This window comes from Pacificimonas pallii, assembly GCF_019204005.1.
Classification (GTDB): Bacteria; Pseudomonadota; Alphaproteobacteria; order Sphingomonadales; family Sphingomonadaceae; genus Pacificimonas; species Pacificimonas pallii.
In genome coordinates this window covers 513866-529081 of record NZ_JAGSPA010000002.1, presented here as the reverse complement: position 1 = coordinate 529081, position 15216 = coordinate 513866, and the positions used below count along the sequence as shown (strand labels likewise).

Sequence of the window (15216 nt, the reverse complement as noted above, 5' to 3'; positions counted from 1 at the left end):
GGCGCCGCGCCCTCCCCCTCCGGTAACGGAAAGGAAGGGAATTTTCGTGGCTTACAGCGCTGCCATCACCTTTGCGGTGTCGATCATGCGGTTCGAAAAGCCCCATTCATTGTCGTACCAGCTCACCACGCGGGCGAGCTTTCCTTCCATCACCGACGTTTCGAGGCTGTCGACCGTCGAACTTGCGGGATAATGGTTGAAATCGCTGCTGACGAGCGGCTGATCCGTGAAGTCCAGAACGCCGTTCATCGGGCCGTCAGCCGCCGCCTTCAGCGCGGCATTCAATTCGTCCGCGCTTGTGTCGCGCTTCGGCGTGAAGACGAGGTCGATCAGGCTGACATTCGGTGTCGGCACCCGAACCGAGCTGCCGTCCAGCTTGCCGTTCAGTTCCGGCAGGACCAGGCCAACCGCGCGGGCGGCGCCTGTGGTTGTCGGGATCATGTTCTGCGCGCCGCCGCGGGCCCGCCGCATGTCGCCGTGCATCTGGTCCAGCATGCGCTGGTCATTGGTGTAGCTGTGGATCGTCGTCATGAAGCCGCGCTCGATCCCGACCGTGTCATTCAGAACCTTGGCAACAGGGGCCAGGCAGTTCGTCGTGCAGGACGCGTTGGAAACGATCATATCTTCTGCGGTCAGCGAGTCATGGTTGACGCCGTAAACGACCGTCTTCGTGACATTCTTCGCGGGCGCCGAGATCAGCACGCGCTTCGCGCCGGCATCGATATGCGGCTGCGCAGCCTCATGAGACTGGAAGAAGCCCGTGCACTCAAGCACCAGTTCGACACCCATATCCCTGTGCGGCAGATTGCCCGGATCGCGTTCCGAGGTCACGGCGATGGTCTTGCCGTTCACAGTGATGCTGTCGTCGGAAGCCGTGACGGTCCCCGGGAAGCGGCCATGCGAACTGTCATACTGGAACAGCAGCGCGTTCGCCTTCGCGTCCGCCAGATCGTTGATCGCAACGAGTTCAAAATCATGGTCGGTACGTTCCAGGATGGCGCGCGCCACAAGGCGGCCAATGCGCCCGAAACCGTTGATCGAAACTTTCGTGGTCATTCTGAACTCCGCTCGCTTAGCTTTTGTTTAATTTATCTTTTACGCGTGATACGACGGCGTCCGTCGTGAAACCGAATTTTTCGAACAGCTCGCTTGCCGGCGCCGACGCGCCGAAACTGTCAATGCCGATATTGAGGCCATTGGCCATGGTATATTCGGCCCAGCCCAGCGTTACACCAGCCTCTATGGAAACGCGCAGGATCCGCGAAGGATCGACATCCGGCAGCAGGTCCCGGCGGTAGCTGTCCGGCTGCTGCCGAAACAGCTCCCAGCATGGCATGGAAATCACGTCGCAGCCGACGCCTTCATTCTCAAGCTGCGCGGCCGCGTTCATGGCCAGATGCACTTCGGAACCAGTGGCCAGGAAGATCACCTTCCGCTCCGCATCGGCGGCTTTCAGCCGGTACGCCCCGCGTGAAGACAGATTGCCGACCACGCCCTCCTTACGCATCTGCGGCAAACCCTGCCGGGTAAGGGCAAGTACCGAGGGCGCCTCTTTCGACTGCAGCGCCAGCGCCCAGCATTCCGCCGTTTCGACAGCATCCGCCGGACGGAACACATTCAGATTCGGGATCGCCCGCAGCGTCATGACCTGCTCGACCGGCTGATGCGTCGGACCATCTTCGCCAAGGCCGATGCTGTCATGCGTCAGAACGTGGACCGCGCGGGTCTGCTGCAGCGCGCCCAGGCGGATCGCGGGACGCGAATAATCGCTGAAAATCAGGAATGTGCCGCCATAAGGTATGACGCCGCCATGCAGCGCCATGCCGTTCATCGCGGCGGCCATGCCAAATTCGCGAATGCCGTAATAGACATAGCGTCCGGCGTAATTTTCCGCCGAAAAAATTCCCAGATCGGCTGTGCGCGTGTTGTTGGAGCCGGTGAGGTCGGCAGAACCGCCAATCGTATTGGCGAGCGCCGCATTGACGACCTTCAGCGTTTCCTCGCTCGATTTGCGGGTCGCTTCCTTCACCGGCGCGTCGATCAGCCCGGCAATGTGGGCTTCGATGGCGGTTTCGAGCGCATCGCCGATTTCGCCTGACATTGCCGCGGAAAAGTCATCCCACTCGGGCTGACGTTCCGCCTTACTCCGCCATGACGCGCTCATTTCCGCGCCGCGTTCGCCTGCACTGCGCCATGCCGACAGGACATTGTCGGGAATGACGAAGGGCTCCGCATTCCAGCCAAGCGCGTCGCGCGTTCCTGCAATTTCGTCGGGACCGAGCGGCGCACCATGCGTGGCCGACGTTCCCTGCTTGGTGGGCGCGCCGTAGCCGATAATGGAGCGCGCGGCGATCAGGCTGGGCCGGGGATCGGCCTTCGCGGCTTTCATCGCGGCGTCCAGCGCCCCGGCGTCATGCGCGTCGCATTCGACCACATGCCAGCCGGTGGCGGCATAGCGCGCCTTGATGTCTTCGCTCGTCGACAGATCGGTCGGCCCGTCGATCGTGATGCGATTATCGTCCCAGATGACGTTCAGCCGGCCAAGCTGCAAATGCCCGGCCAATCCGACAGCCTCGTGATTAATGCCTTCCATCAGGCAGCCATCACCCGCCAAAACCCATGTTCTGTGATCGACCAGCGCGTCGCCGAAGCGTGCGTTCAAATGGCGTTCCGCCATGGCCATGCCGACGGCCATCGCCAGACCTTGTCCAAGCGGTCCCGTCGTCGCCTCCACGCCGTCCAGCAGGAAATTTTCCGGGTGGCCCGCGCACGGGCTGCCGGTCTGCCGGAAATTGCGAATGTCGTCTATCGTGGGCGCCGCATAGCCGGTCAGATATAGCAGGCTGTAGATCAGCATTGATCCGTGTCCGGCGGACAGGACGAACCGGTCCCGGTCGGCCCAGTCAGGACGCGTGGGATCGTATTTCAGATGTTTTGTGAACAGGACGGTCGCCGCATCGGCCATTCCCATCGGCATTCCCGGATGCCCGCTATTCGCGGCCTGGACGGCGTCCATGGAAAGCGCCCTGATGGCGTTGGCGAGGTCATTGTGGCTAGCGGTCAAGTCAGGCCCTTTTTTTGGCTGGCGCGCACGGTTGCGCGTGTCTTCTGGACAGACGCCCCCCTTGGGTCAACCACCCGCGATCGCGGACATTTGACGAATCATGAGGTCGTGTCTTACGCTGACGCTCCAAATAATTGTTACATGGACGTTTTTAGAATGTCTGGATCCATCAGTTTCGACCAGTCCCTGCGTCAACTCGACGATGCGCTTGCGCGACTCGAGTCGGCGGCGCGCACGGCGCGGGAGGCTCCCGGTGGTGCCCTTGCCGCCATAAAGGCGGAGCGAGACCAGCTGCGCCGCAAACATGACGCGCTGCTGGGGGAAACAGACGAGGCGATCGGAGAACTCGATCGGTTGCTGACGATTGCGGAGATGCGCTGATGGGTCAGGTACGCGTGAGTGTCGGCGGGCGCAGCTATCCCCTGGCCTGCAAGGATGGTGAGGAAGACCTGCTGGTTGGCCTGGCCGGCCGGGTGAATGAAAAGGCGGAGATGCTTGCGAACCAGCTGGGTCAGGTTCCCGAGACCCGCCTGCTCCTGATGTCGGCGATCATGCTCGCCGATGAATTGACGGAATTGGCGGGCCGCACGGCAACGTCGGCCGATGTCGCCGCGGATATACCCGCACCGGTCCCGGACGCCGACGCGCGCGCACGGGAAGCCGTCGACGCGGCCGCGGCGCGCGTGAACCAGATTGCCGATCTGCTTGAGAAACAGGCCGCGACCGCCTAACTGATCCCTGACGGATACTGCCAGGTACGCGCGAAGCGAACATCCCTGAGGCGATAAGACATCCAAGGGAGCTGTCCCTGCCCGGGTCCTAGACCCGACGCATATGGCCCCCACCTGACGTATTAGGCGTCAGAGGATATTCCTGCTAACGGCCATGGCGGTTCCGTCACCTTATCCTGCCCCGCCCAGCCAGAGACACGTCCCGCATGCATGACCTAAGTGCGAAAGACCGCCTCCGCCGCGATCTGAGAGCGGCCCGCGCCGCCCATGTCGGCGGACTTTCCGATACCGGACGCCGCGCCGCCGAACAGGCGGTCGCCGAACAGATTCAGGATGTCGTCGCCGCGGCATCCTGTCTCGGCAGCTATGCGCCCATGGGGCATGAGATCAATCCTGCCGCTATCGAGGAAAGGGGCAAGGGCGTCATCGCTTTGCCGTGGTTTTCCAACCGGGCGTCTCCGATGATGTTTCGAAATGTCACCGGAGCGCTGGAGCCCGGCCCGTGGGGCGTCATGCAGCCGCCTTCCCGTGCCGCGCCGTCGCGGCCGGACGTGCTCCTCGTGCCGCTTGTCGGCGCGACACCGGCCGGCGACCGTCTGGGTCAGGGACAGGGCCATTTCGATCGCTGCATATCGGCGCTGAGGGGGGAGGGTCCGCTGACGACAATCGGGCTCGCCTGGGACTGTCAGATGGTGGAGGAGGTCCCCACTGACACATGGGACGAAATGCTCGATATGATCGCCACGCCGACACGGCTATATGCCCGCGCATGACGGACGAAACACCAAAACTCAGAAAGCCGCTTGGCGTGCTCGGCATTATCGCGTTCATTGCGATCTATTCGGGTATCATCATGGGTCTGGCCGACCCGATCCTGACATTGCCGATATTGCTGCAACTGCCGATCTGGATCGTGCTTGGTATCCTCTGGGTCTTCCCGCTGAAGCCGGTCATTGTCTGGATCGAGACCGGACGCTTTAAATGACGCGAGATCAGATCGTTGCTCCGGCGGACTGCCAGACGATGGCAGACATCCGCGCCGGTATTGACGAACTGGACCGCCAGATCGTCAGCCGCCTTGCCGAGCGCATGCGCTATATCGAGGCCGCCGCGCGCGTCAAACCGACACGCGACACGGTCCGGGACGAGGCGCGGAAGGCGGATGTCATCGCCAAGGCGAAAGCCGCCGCGCGCGCAGGCGGCCTCGACGATCGCCTGGTTGGCGATCTTTATGAACTGCTGGTGGAGCGTTCCATCGCACATGAATTCGTCAAGTTCGACGCGCGCTGAATAAGCGCCCGGCCGGACAGGTGCGTCATGGCACCATTCGCGGCCGTGATGGGAAAATGAGACCTAACCCAGTTCGTTCAAGAACTTTCGCGCGCTTTCCCGATATGCATCCTGCTTTTCATGATCCATCCGGTCCCATGTCCGGTACGGCATGGTGAGCCGGTGATTGCCATCCAGTCGCTCCCGGTTCCGGTCCAGGAAATGCCAGTATAGTGCGTTGAATGGGCATGCCCCGTCGCCGGTTTTCTTGCCGACATCATATCGGCAGGACTTGCAGTAATCTGACATCTTGTTGATGTAAGATCCTGAAGATGCGTAGGGTTTCGATGCCAGGAGACCACCATCGCCAAACTGGCTCATACCAAGCGTATTGGGCAGCTCAACCCATTCATAGGCGTCTGCGTAAACCTCCAGATACCATTCATGCACCTGATGCGGGTCTGCGCCGATCAGCAGCGCGAAATTGCCGGTAATCATCAGCCGCTGGATATGATGCGCATAGGCATGGTCGATGGTCTGCCCGATCGCCTGCGACAGGCAGTGCATATCCGTCTCACCCGTCCAGTAAAAGGTCGGCAGGTCACGGTCCGCCTTCAGGAAATTGCGCTGCGCATAGTCCGGCATTTCGCGCCAGTAGATGCCGCGCACATATTCGCGCCATCCAATGATCTGGCGGATAAATCCCTCGGCGGCGTTCAGCGGCGCGTCCCCTGCCCTATAGGCCGCTTCGACCTGCTGGCAGACCTTGAGCGGGTCGAGCAAACCGATATTCAGATAGGGTGAGATGATCGCATGATACAGAAACGCCTCACCCGTCAGCATGGCATCCTGAAAATCGCCGAAGCGTGCCAGCGAATCCTGCAGAAATGCCGCGAACACCGCTTCGGCATCGTCCCGCGTGACGGCAAAAGCGAATGTATCGAGATTACCGATATTGCCGGAAAAGCGCTGGTCGATCAGCGCCATTACATCCCTCGTCACCTCGTCCGGCGTGAAACCGGCGCGCTTCGGCATGAACATGTCGGTTTCGGCCGGTTTGCGATTTTCGCTATCATAGTTCCACTTGCCGCCCTCAGGCTTGCCATCTTCGTCCAGCAGCAGACCGGTTTTTCGCCGCATTTCACGGTAGAAATACTCCATGCGCAGCTGTTTGCGCCCCTCGGCCCAGTGCGCGAACTCGGAAATCTCGCAGATATAGCGATCATCATCGAACAGGCGCACATCGACATTAAAGCGGTCTTCCCACGTCTCCATCGCGCTCAGAACACGCCATTCCCCCGCCTTGACCGCACGAACTTCCCTGACGTCATGCCGCTCCAGCGCGCGCGCCAGTTCACCGGTAAAACTGCCGCTATTCCCGCGATCGTCCAGCTTCACATAATCAACCGTCCAGCCATCCCCGCGCAGCTCCTCTGCAAAGTGGCGCATCGCCGACAGGATGAAGACCAGCTTTTGTTTATGGTGCGACACATAGCTGGTCTCTTCATCCAGCTCCGCCATCAGAATGACGGTGTCGTCCTTCGTACAGCCGCGCAGCGACGCCAGCGTTCGGGTCAGTTGATCGCCGAGAATGTAAACAAGTTTCATGTAAGCGGTTTAGCGTGAGCGACCGCGCGGCAAAATCCGCTATCTGATCAACTGCCGGGCCATATCAGCGCACGTCGGCGCTAGCCAAGCACGTCCGTCAGGACGCGCTGCCAGTTTCCGCCCATGATCTTGTCGATATCGCTGCTGCGGAAAGAAGGGTCCCGCTCCAGCGCCTGCTCGATCAGCTTCATCCGGTGGATGGTGTTGAGTTCGGGAATGACGACGTGCACAGGCAGGCGGTCAAACCCGGGCACGCCGCTGGCGTCAATGGATTTCCACCAGTCGTGATATTGTTTCACGCCCTCGGCATTATCATTGTTCAGCGCGCGCAGTTCCTGCTGACCGCTCATCGGAAAATCATTGGCAATCGCGGCAGCGTCAATGCCGCCGACATTTACGAGATGCCGAAGATTCCGGATATAGTGATCGACGGTCGGCACCGGCTCGTCGGTCAGCCAGAAGCTCATCATGAAGACGCCCATGGCACCGCCCGAATTCGCGACGCCGCGGATCATGTCGTCAGTCGCGCATCTCGGATTGTCGACAATCGCGCGGCACGCGCCGTGCGACAGGATGAAGGGCGTTTTTGACATCGCCGCCACATCCAGCGCGGTCGGCTCTGAACTGTGCGACACGTCGGGAATGATCCCCAGCCGGTTCATCTCCCTCAGCCCATCCCGGCCAAGCGACGTCAGCCCGCTTTGAGCCGGTTCCAGCGCCCCCCCGGCGAACAGATTGTCATGATGGTGCGTGAACTGCAGGACACGCAGGCCTTTCGCGTGGAAATAGCCGATCCGGTCCAGCTGATCCTCAATAGGTTCGCAGGACTGAAATTGCAGGAATACCGCAAGGTCGCCGGTTCGGCCGATGTCGGAGCCCGACTCGGCGATGAACGCGCCGCTATACGTGCCTCCGGTCGACGCCTTGATTTCATCGATATGCCTGTCGCAGGCCTCGAAAGTCCGAATCCAGCCTAGGGATCCGTCCGGGCGCACGATCTCGGTCACCTCGGAGGCATCAATGATCGCGGCATTCAGGCCCGAGGCCTTGAGGTCGTCGGCCGGACCACGCAGGAAACTCAGCCCATCGACGTAAATCCGGTCCTGCGATCCGGCGGAAACACCAAGCCCTTCTTTTCGGGCGCAGGCTGACACCAGACCCGCCGCCGCGGTCCCCATGAACATTCTTCGGCTGAAATTCGGCATTGGCACTGGCCTTCATCGCAGGTGGACTGCGAGATATGACCCGGGTCAAGTTATAGTCAACCGCTCCACATCGCGAAGGTAGGTCCCCCGGGAGTGCGCATCACTATTTTCAGGGGAAAGGATGGCGCGAGTGACGGGACTTGAACCCGCGGCCTCCGGCGTGACAGGCCGGCGCTCTAACCAACTGAGCTACACCCGCGCATCCTTGGTCGCTGCCATATTCAGCAGCGAAGGCGCGTCCCTATGAGGCGCACCGGGATTCGTCAAGCAACTGTTCGCTTAATCCAGATTCATGACCGAAATAATCTCGCGCGGCCGTTGAGTGCCACAATCTTCCTGAATGAAATGCCCCGCTTTTGTCATCATCCGGTGTGGCCGGCCGTGAATGTGCCGCGGCGTCATCGTCCGGAAGCGCTTCGGCCCGCCTTTTGGTATCCGCAGCCTCGTTACGTCTCGTTTTTCCGATCGGCTCTCAACGGGCGCTCTCTGATCAACGTACTCTGGTCGAGCAGAAACCCTGTCACATTGGGGCCGCCGATGCGCTCGAACAGGGATTTGGTGATGATGAGCAACGGCACCGCCAAAAGGGCACCGACGGCACCCCATACCCATCCCCAGAAGCTGAGCGCGACCATGATGAGCAGCGGATTGACGTGAAACCGCCGCCCCAGCAGCAATGGCGTAAAAATATACGCTTCGGTGAGGTTGATCGCCAGATAGGCAAGCGCGGGCACCATGCCCGTCAGCGGGTCCGCCGCCGTCGCCATACCCCCGAGCGTTGCGAGAAAGAAGAACACCACCGGCCCGGCATAGGGCACGAAATTAAGGAGTGCGGCAAGGCCGCCCCACATCCACGGCGTTTCCACCCCGATCAGGTAAAAGACGACCGTCACCACGATGCCGAGCACGATGTTGATCGCGGCGATCACGCCGACATAGCGTCCGGTGTCGGACGCGACATCCGTCAGCAGCCGGTCCGCCGTATCGCCGCCGATCTCCGTACCCGTCGAGGCGACCAGACGCTTGCGCATCCGCGTGAACGTCGCGAGGAAAAACAGCAGGATGAGCAGTGCGAAAAAGGTCTGAATGAGCGCGCTTGGCGCCGCCGTGGTGGCCGCCTCGTACACAGAACGCGGCGCATCGACCACCATGACCGGTTCCTGCTGCGTTGCCGTATCGACACCAAGCTCTTCGGACAGGCGGTCGACGGAACGGTCCACAGTGTCGAACATGTCGATGAGCGGGTCCAGATTGATCCGGACATTGTACATCCGCTCGGGAAGCGCGTTCAGCCATGCCAGCGCCGGTGTCACGATAACATAGCTGACAATGGCAATCACACCGAAACAAAGAAAAATATTGGTTGTCGCGGCAAGAACACCGGGCATGAAGCGCTCCAGCCGCAATTGCAGCGGCACAAGCATCATGCCGATGGTCAGCCCCGCCGTCAGGGGCAGGAAAAACGCCGACCCGGCCTGCAGCGCAAAGGGAAGCGCAAGCAGCAAAGCCGCCGCCATGATCAGATTGAGCGCGCTCAACAGGCGATCGCGGCGATAGGCGATCCGGCGGCTTTCCACCCTACGCGAGGGCGGCGGCTGTATCGGTGTACCCGGCCGTGACGACCGTTCCGCAGCCGCAGTCACCATTGCCTCTTCCACGTGGCCATGCCCCTTTGCCTTTATCGTGCCAGCGACGATGTTCGCCTGGAACGACCAACCACCAAAGCCGTATTCAGTTGCATGCCCGCGCCCGGACGATGACGTCCGATCGCCATTGGCCACCCCTGAATGGCGGCGGCCAATGGCGGTCAGTGCGCGTCAGCCCTCTGGCAGCATCAGCACCGTATCGATGATATGCACGGTACCATTGGCGGTCGGAATATCGGCGCTCAGCACCTTCGCCTCATTGCCGCGCGCATCGACGATCACCAGTGCGTCATCGACCATTTTCGCCGTCATCGGCGTGCGCGCATTGTTTGGCAGCGTGATCTCACCATCTTCATCGGCGGCGATCCGTTCCATGATTGCGGCGGCGTCCAGATCTCCGCGCAACATGTGATAGCCCAGCGCAGCCCTGAGCGATGGGCGGTTTGCTTCGTCGAACAGGAATGCCTTGGCAGTCGGCTCCATGCTGTCGAAGGCGTCGTTGCTGGGTGCCAGCAGCGTCATGTTCTTCGCACCGTCCAGATACGGCCCCATATTGGCCGTGTCGGGGCCGATTGCCGCGACAAATTGCGACAGTTCTTCCTTCGTGCCGACGACTTCGCTCATTGACGGACCGGCTGGTTCTTCGACGACCGGTTCATCCACCTTCACGCGCGGATCGCGTTCGGGGGCATCGCACGCCGCCAGACCAAGTCCGGCAACACCGAAAATTGTAAGGAATGTTGTTGTTTTAAGCATTTTCTCTCTCCCCGCATAATGAACGCGCCAGCTTTAGCGGCTTTCAGCCGAACGCAAAAGGGCGCGTTATCGGGGAAGGTAGCCAAGCGCGGTCTTCACCAGCAAAATGGCGTCGTCGCGCACTTCATAATCTTCGAACAGCCACTCGGCGCGCCGCACGCGCTCTTCGGGCAGCACCTCGATCGTCCGCTCCCCATCAAGGATGGTCGTGCGCGTTCCGGACCGCGTGATACAGCCGCCTTCGGCGCAGACCATTTGCAACCCCCATGCCTGGCGGGACAGGCTGGCGGGTACCTGGTCGCCAAGATCGGCGGGGTTTAGCGAGACCGTCCATTCCGTCGTGACGGCTTCGGCGCCCCGTTCGGTGCTTTCCGCAATGACCTCGACCTCGCGCCAGGACCAGCGCTCAGGCGTCAGCACCAGATCATCGATATCCCAGCGAAGCGCGATGACGCGCCCTTTCGTGCGCTGCGACTGCGCAACGCCTTCGATCAAGGGCGGCAATGCCGCGCGCGCTGCCTCCCGCTGCTGGGCGGACGGCGGCGTGATCCCGCCGCATGCGGTCAGGAGCAGCCCGATGCCGGCGGAGAATATGCGTGTCTTCATTGCGCCCTGCTCACGCAAAAACGGGCCACCCGTCAAGGCAGCCCGTCATTGTCGCGATCGGATATTCCTTCGGTTTACGGAAGCAGTACCGAATTAATTTCGTGAATGACGCCATTAGCGCCACCGCATCCCCTTCGGGTATATGGACAGCACCGCCATCGACCCGGGTCGGTTTCATGCCCTGCCCCTCAATCTGCGTCACCAGCGTACCAGCGGCGACGGTCGTCAGCGTTGCGGTCGTTCCGCCAAAGATGTGACAAGGCCGGATCCTATCGCCCCAAATGAAAAGGGCCGCCATTTCAGTAAAGAAATGACGACCCTCATACATGGTCAGTGGCCGGAGTGCGGCCCGGAAGACCCTTCATTGCCGCGTTTAGGCAGCGATCCTCCGAACGGACTGAACCGACCTCGCTTCTGAACCATGAGACATCGGATCACCTCCTTTCACTAAATTGATGCTGGCCGGGATTATTGCCGCGCGGTCAGGGATCGTCAACCCTGATCCACCTGGAATGCGACGAGGTATCGCGGTCATGGCCATCAGCCATCGGGAACAGCCGTGGGTGACTGTTGCTGTCTCTGGAATTCCGGCGAAGTCAAAAAAGAGCGCGATCCGGCGGATCCTGGCGGCTATCCTTTTCGAACGGGAACCGGCATGGTCCGTCGCGCGTCCTGTGCATGAAGACGAAAAAAGGGAAGACTGTGCGATGAAATGGCGTGGCCGCAGGCGTAGCAGCAATATTGGCGATCAGACCGGCAGAGGCGGCGGTGGCTTCCGCATGGGACGCCGCGGCGGCGGTCTTCCGATCGGCGGCAAAAGCGGCATGGGCATCGGCACGCTCATCGTGATCGGCATCGTCATCTGGATCCTGGGCGGCAACCCGCTTTCGGTCCTTGGCATGGGCGGCGGCCAGCCCGCCGTGCAGCAACAGGCCGCACCCGCCGCGGCAGGCAGCGGCGAAGGCTGCGAACGAAGCGAAATACATGCCTTCACATGTGTCGTCCTTGCCGACACCGAGGATGTATGGAACGCTGAATTCGCCCAGCAGGGTGCCGACTATCCCGAACCTACGCTGATCTTCTACGCAGGCCGCGGGCAATCCGGCTGCGGTACGGCGCAATCTGCGACGGGTCCGTTCTACTGTCCGGCGGATCAGCGCATCTATATCGACACCAGCTTTTTCGATCAGCTCGCGCAGATGGGAGGCGCCGGTGATTTCGCGGCCGCCTATGTCGTCGCGCATGAGGTCGGCCATCATATCCAGACCGTCACCGGCATTTCCGACCGGGTGCGCCAGATGCAGGCACGCGCGGGTCGCACGGAATCCAACGCGCTACAGGTAAAGATGGAATTGCAGGCTGACTGCTATGCCGGCGTATTCGCCTATGAAAACCGCGAATATCTTGAGCGCGGCGATATTCAGGAGGCGCTCGCCGCCGCCAATGCGATCGGTGATGACCGCCTTCAGCGCGAGGCGCAGGGCTATGTCGTTCCCGACAGCTTCACCCATGGCAGCTCGGCGCAGCGTCAGGAATGGTTCCAGCGCGGCCTGCAAACGGGCGACCCCAGCAGCTGCGACACGTTTGGCGCTTAGGCGCAAGGTCGGACGGCCGCGCTACCGACCTGCGATCGGATATGCGTACGGACGGTGACGCCAGGCCTGATCTAACCGTCTAGGCACCGCCCCAATAGTCGAACGCGCGGTTTTGCAGGCATGTGACATGCCGCCGTGCTTCTGGCCCTTCCCAAGGTCCGGAATAGCCATCTGCGCCCCCCATCGTCCACCAGCCCTGTCCGGGCAACCCATCGGACTGCCGGACGACGAGAACGGCCAGTTCCGGCTCGTCCCGGCCGCGCCCTTCGGCGTCGATATCGCCCAGGACAGAACACAGCGCGCGCATCTTCGGACGCGTGAAGGCATATCCCTGGCTCTGGAGCGCTTCGGAATAGGTAACGGACTCGCGGGCACGGGCGGCTGCGATCAAGAATGCGCGCAATTCTTCGGGGTCGAGAAACATGCCATTCCCCTTGCATACACGCCGCCGCGTTCTAAATAGGTGTCGTACCCCCGTAATACACATAGGGATGTCCGTTCATGCTCAACATTGCCTCTATCTTCCTGGGCCTCATCGCATTGCTTTTCGTAATTCCCGGCCTGATCCCGCTGCTGGGATGGGCGAACTGGATTTCGCTGCCAATTGCCATATTTGGCGGCGCGCTCGGGGCGATGTCGAGCAGCAATATGGGGCGCAATCTGAACATCTTCATTCTCATCGTGGCGACCTTGCGTCTGATGATTGGGGGCGGCATCATCTGACGCATGTTCAGATCGATTCTTCCCGCGGTTTTTTTCGCCCCCGCGCTCGCGCTTACCGTCTCATGCACCGCCGAAACCGCGCCCGACGAACCGACGCAGGAAGCCGAAGAGGCCGCCGCTACCGGGCCCAAGGCGGTCATCAAGGCGTATTATGACGCCATATCGCAGCGCGATTTCGACACGGCATGGCAATTATGGGGGCAGGACCCCAAGGCCGATCCGGACGCCTTCCAGACTTTCATGCGCGGCTTTGCGGAAACCGAACTGACCGCGGTGGAGATCGGTGAAATGATCGATGTCGGCATCAAGGACGACTTTGCGGTCGTCACGGTCCCGGTCAATGTCGAGGATCTGATGAGCGACGGCACCGGCCGCTCCTACAGCGGTGTCTACACCCTGCGCCGCCCGGCCAGTTCTGCCGGTGACTGGCACATCGAATCCGGTGACCTGGATATCGCGCCCAGCGCCCCATAGAGGCGCAATCAGAAGCGCGTGCACCGCGTACCCACATCAAACATCCAGATAGGGAAAATGTCCCCATGACCGACCTGAACCTCTCCCGCCCCGACCTGCTGCGCGAAGACTGCTATATCGCAGGCGAATGGACCGGCGGGGAGGCGCGCATCCCGGTCACCAACCCCGCTACTGGCGAAATTATCGCCAATGTCCCGAAACTCGGTGCCGCGGAAACGAAGCGCGCGATCGAGGCCGCCGCGACCGCCATGAAGCCTTGGGCGGCGCAGACCGCGAAGGACCGCGCCAAGGTCATGCGCCGATGGGCCGATTTGATGATCGAGCATCAGGAGGACCTGGCGATCATCATGACCGCCGAGCAGGGCAAGCCGCTGACGGAATCGCGCGGCGAAATCGCTTATGCCGCCAGCTTCATCGAATGGTTCGGAGAAGAGGCGAAGCGGGTCTATGGCGATATGATTCCGGGGCATCAGCCCGACAAGCGCCTGCTCGTCATGAAGCAGCCGATCGGCGTGTGCGCCGCGATCACGCCCTGGAACTTCCCGGCCGCGATGATCACGCGCAAGGCTGGCCCCGCGCTCGCGGCGGGCTGCGCTATGGTCATCAAACCCGCCACCGCCACACCGCTCAGCGCCTTTGCGCTTTGCGTGCTTGCGGAAGAGGCCGGGATACCAAAAGGCCTGCTATCGTGTGTCACGGGCAAGGCGGGCGATATTGCCGGTGAACTGACCAGCAATTTCACTGTCCGCAAACTCAGCTTCACCGGCTCCACGGAAATCGGGCGGACACTTTATGAACAGTGCGCCGAAAATATCACCAAGATCAGTCTGGAACTTGGCGGCAATGCCCCCTTCATCGTCTTTGACGACGCCGACCTCGATGCCGCGGTCGAGGGCGCCATCGCCTGCAAATTCCGCAATGCCGGCCAGACCTGCGTCTGCGCGAACCGCATTTACGTGCAGGACGGCGTCTATGATGACTTCATGCGCAAATTCGAAACCGCCGTGCGCGCCCTGAAGGTCGGCAATGGCATGACCGAGGGCATCGACGTGGGCCCGATGATCGACGCCGGCGGTATCGCCAAGGTGAAGGAGCATCGCGACGACGCCGTCGCCAAAGGCGCGCGCATCGTCATCGAGGGCGGCGAATGCGGCGAAGGCGACCTGTTCTACGCCCCCACCCTCCTTGCCGACGTGCCAACCGGCGCCATGGTCAGCCAGGAAGAAACCTTCGGGCCTCTCGCCCCCGTTTTCCGTTTCGAAACCGAAGAAGAGGGTATTCGCCTGGCCAATGACACCGTTTTCGGCCTCGCCGCCTATTTCTATGCCCGTGACTATGCCCGCATATTCCGGGTCGCAGAGGCGCTCGAATATGGCATCGTCGGGCACAATACCGGGATCATCTCCACCGAGGTCGCCCCCTTTGGCGGCGTCAAACAATCGGGACTTGGCCGCGAAGGCTCGAAATATGGCATCGATGACTATCTGGAGATGAAATATCTCTGCATGGGCGGCGTCGAATAGTCTTGCGGCGATATCG

At 61.3% G+C, this 15216-nt stretch carries 17 protein-coding genes, 1 tRNA gene and 1 other RNA gene; 10 read left to right on the top strand and 9 right to left on the bottom strand.

The genetic code is table 11. From position 1 onward, the window contains the following. Positions 1-51 precede the first annotated feature (51 nt). Together gap and tkt are read right to left on the bottom strand one after the other, a co-directional pair. Positions 52-1056, bottom strand: a complete 1005-nt coding sequence (gene gap, locus KCG44_RS07660) for a type I glyceraldehyde-3-phosphate dehydrogenase (protein ID WP_218445343.1) — start codon at positions 1054-1056, stop codon at positions 52-54. Between the two features lie 16 nt (positions 1057-1072). Next, positions 1073-3064, bottom strand: coding sequence for a transketolase (gene tkt, locus KCG44_RS07655; protein ID WP_218445341.1), 1992 nt, complete (start codon positions 3062-3064; stop codon positions 1073-1075). A 156-nt stretch (positions 3065-3220) separates the two neighbouring features. On the opposite strand from tkt, the gene KCG44_RS07650 reads away from it, so the two are divergent. From KCG44_RS07650 to KCG44_RS07630, 6 genes are all read left to right on the top strand, one after another. Beyond that, on the top strand, positions 3221-3445 hold the full coding sequence (locus KCG44_RS07650; RefSeq protein ID WP_218445340.1) for a hypothetical protein: 225 nt from the start codon (positions 3221-3223) through the stop codon (positions 3443-3445). After that, positions 3445-3795 (top strand): cell division protein ZapA, encoded by a 351-nt coding sequence (locus KCG44_RS07645; protein ID WP_218445339.1) that lies wholly within the window; start codon positions 3445-3447, stop codon positions 3793-3795. The genes KCG44_RS07650 and KCG44_RS07645 overlap by 1 nt, the downstream gene beginning before the upstream one ends. An 11-nt stretch (positions 3796-3806) precedes the next feature. After that, a non-coding RNA gene (gene ssrS, locus KCG44_RS14620) (6S RNA) lies at positions 3807-3963 on the top strand. A gap of 38 nt (positions 3964-4001) precedes the next feature. Then, positions 4002-4568 carry a 5-formyltetrahydrofolate cyclo-ligase gene (locus KCG44_RS07640; protein WP_218445338.1) on the top strand — a complete coding sequence of 189 codons (567 nt, stop codon included), beginning with the start codon at positions 4002-4004 and terminating at the stop codon, positions 4566-4568. Beyond that, positions 4565-4780 (top strand): DUF2842 domain-containing protein, encoded by a 216-nt coding sequence (locus KCG44_RS07635; RefSeq protein ID WP_218445336.1) that lies wholly within the window; start codon positions 4565-4567, stop codon positions 4778-4780. The genes KCG44_RS07640 and KCG44_RS07635 overlap by 4 nt, the downstream gene beginning before the upstream one ends. Continuing rightward, the gene (locus KCG44_RS07630) at positions 4777-5085 is read left to right on the top strand and encodes a chorismate mutase (protein WP_218445335.1); all 309 of its coding nucleotides are present in this window, start codon (positions 4777-4779) and stop codon (positions 5083-5085) included. The genes KCG44_RS07635 and KCG44_RS07630 overlap by 4 nt, the downstream gene beginning before the upstream one ends. A gap of 63 nt (positions 5086-5148) precedes the next feature. Here the strand turns inward: KCG44_RS07630 and KCG44_RS07625 are convergent, their stop codons facing one another. The 6 genes from KCG44_RS07625 to KCG44_RS07600 all read right to left on the bottom strand — a co-directional run bounded on the left by KCG44_RS07625 (position 5149) and on the right by KCG44_RS07600 (position 10885). Continuing rightward, positions 5149-6672, bottom strand: coding sequence for a cryptochrome/photolyase family protein (locus KCG44_RS07625; RefSeq protein ID WP_218445334.1), 1524 nt, complete (start codon positions 6670-6672; stop codon positions 5149-5151). An 80-nt stretch (positions 6673-6752) separates the two neighbouring features. After that, positions 6753-7850, bottom strand: a complete 1098-nt coding sequence (locus tag KCG44_RS07620; RefSeq protein ID WP_218445333.1) for a membrane dipeptidase — start codon at positions 7848-7850, stop codon at positions 6753-6755. Between the two features lie 149 nt (positions 7851-7999). Next, a tRNA-Asp gene (locus KCG44_RS07615) sits at positions 8000-8076 on the bottom strand. Between the two features lie 247 nt (positions 8077-8323). Further along, entirely contained in the window at positions 8324-9523 is a 1200-nt protein-coding gene (locus KCG44_RS07610) for an AI-2E family transporter (RefSeq protein WP_218445332.1), read from the bottom strand. Between the two features lie 171 nt (positions 9524-9694). Next, positions 9695-10279, bottom strand: a complete 585-nt coding sequence (locus tag KCG44_RS07605) for a fasciclin domain-containing protein (RefSeq protein ID WP_218445330.1) — start codon at positions 10277-10279, stop codon at positions 9695-9697. A 66-nt stretch (positions 10280-10345) separates the two neighbouring features. After that, positions 10346-10885, bottom strand: coding sequence for a hypothetical protein (locus KCG44_RS07600; protein WP_218445329.1), 540 nt, complete (start codon positions 10883-10885; stop codon positions 10346-10348). Positions 10886-11592: 707 nt separating this feature from the next. On the opposite strand from KCG44_RS07600, the gene ypfJ reads away from it, so the two are divergent. After that, positions 11593-12480, top strand: a complete 888-nt coding sequence (ypfJ, locus tag KCG44_RS07595; RefSeq protein ID WP_218445328.1) for a KPN_02809 family neutral zinc metallopeptidase — start codon at positions 11593-11595, stop codon at positions 12478-12480. A 79-nt stretch (positions 12481-12559) separates the two neighbouring features. Here ypfJ and KCG44_RS07590 read toward each other — a convergent pair whose 3' ends face one another. Continuing rightward, positions 12560-12904, bottom strand: a complete 345-nt coding sequence (locus KCG44_RS07590; RefSeq protein ID WP_218445326.1) for a ribose-phosphate pyrophosphokinase — start codon at positions 12902-12904, stop codon at positions 12560-12562. 77 nt (positions 12905-12981) lie between these two features. On the opposite strand from KCG44_RS07590, the gene KCG44_RS07585 reads away from it, so the two are divergent. From KCG44_RS07585 to KCG44_RS07575, 3 genes are all read left to right on the top strand, one after another. Then, on the top strand, positions 12982-13203 hold the full coding sequence (locus KCG44_RS07585) for a hypothetical protein (protein WP_218445324.1): 222 nt from the start codon (positions 12982-12984) through the stop codon (positions 13201-13203). 3 nt (positions 13204-13206) lie between these two features. Further along, the gene (locus tag KCG44_RS07580; RefSeq protein ID WP_218445322.1) at positions 13207-13677 is read left to right on the top strand and encodes a Cif family virulence factor; all 471 of its coding nucleotides are present in this window, start codon (positions 13207-13209) and stop codon (positions 13675-13677) included. Positions 13678-13742: 65 nt separating this feature from the next. Next, positions 13743-15200: an NAD-dependent succinate-semialdehyde dehydrogenase gene (locus KCG44_RS07575; protein ID WP_255536393.1), complete on the top strand. Its 1458-nt coding sequence runs from the start codon at positions 13743-13745 to the stop codon at positions 15198-15200. Positions 15201-15216 lie beyond the last annotated feature (16 nt).

Coding starts and splice junctions, on each gene's coding strand:
- gap (WP_218445343.1), bottom strand. CDS start 1,056: ATGACCACGAAAGTTTCGATCAACGGTTTCGGGCGCATTGGCCGCCTT.
- KCG44_RS07650 (WP_218445340.1), top strand. CDS start 3,221: ATGTCTGGATCCATCAGTTTCGACCAGTCCCTGCGTCAACTCGACGAT.
- KCG44_RS07645 (WP_218445339.1), top strand. CDS start 3,445: ATGGGTCAGGTACGCGTGAGTGTCGGCGGGCGCAGCTATCCCCTGGCC.
- KCG44_RS07640 (WP_218445338.1), top strand. CDS start 4,002: ATGCATGACCTAAGTGCGAAAGACCGCCTCCGCCGCGATCTGAGAGCG.
- KCG44_RS07635 (WP_218445336.1), top strand. CDS start 4,565: ATGACGGACGAAACACCAAAACTCAGAAAGCCGCTTGGCGTGCTCGGC.
- KCG44_RS07630 (WP_218445335.1), top strand. CDS start 4,777: ATGACGCGAGATCAGATCGTTGCTCCGGCGGACTGCCAGACGATGGCA.
- KCG44_RS07625 (WP_218445334.1), bottom strand. CDS start 6,672: ATGAAACTTGTTTACATTCTCGGCGATCAACTGACCCGAACGCTGGCG.
- KCG44_RS07620 (WP_218445333.1), bottom strand. CDS start 7,850: ATGGGGACCGCGGCGGCGGGTCTGGTGTCAGCCTGCGCCCGAAAAGAA.
- KCG44_RS07610 (WP_218445332.1), bottom strand. CDS start 9,523: ATGGTGACTGCGGCTGCGGAACGGTCGTCACGGCCGGGTACACCGATA.
- KCG44_RS07605 (WP_218445330.1), bottom strand. CDS start 10,279: ATGCTTAAAACAACAACATTCCTTACAATTTTCGGTGTTGCCGGACTT.
- KCG44_RS07600 (WP_218445329.1), bottom strand. CDS start 10,885: ATGAAGACACGCATATTCTCCGCCGGCATCGGGCTGCTCCTGACCGCA.
- ypfJ (WP_218445328.1), top strand. CDS start 11,593: ATGAAATGGCGTGGCCGCAGGCGTAGCAGCAATATTGGCGATCAGACC.
- KCG44_RS07590 (WP_218445326.1), bottom strand. CDS start 12,904: ATGTTTCTCGACCCCGAAGAATTGCGCGCATTCTTGATCGCAGCCGCC.
- KCG44_RS07585 (WP_218445324.1), top strand. CDS start 12,982: ATGCTCAACATTGCCTCTATCTTCCTGGGCCTCATCGCATTGCTTTTC.
- KCG44_RS07580 (WP_218445322.1), top strand. CDS start 13,207: ATGTTCAGATCGATTCTTCCCGCGGTTTTTTTCGCCCCCGCGCTCGCG.
- KCG44_RS07575 (WP_255536393.1), top strand. CDS start 13,743: ATGACCGACCTGAACCTCTCCCGCCCCGACCTGCTGCGCGAAGACTGC.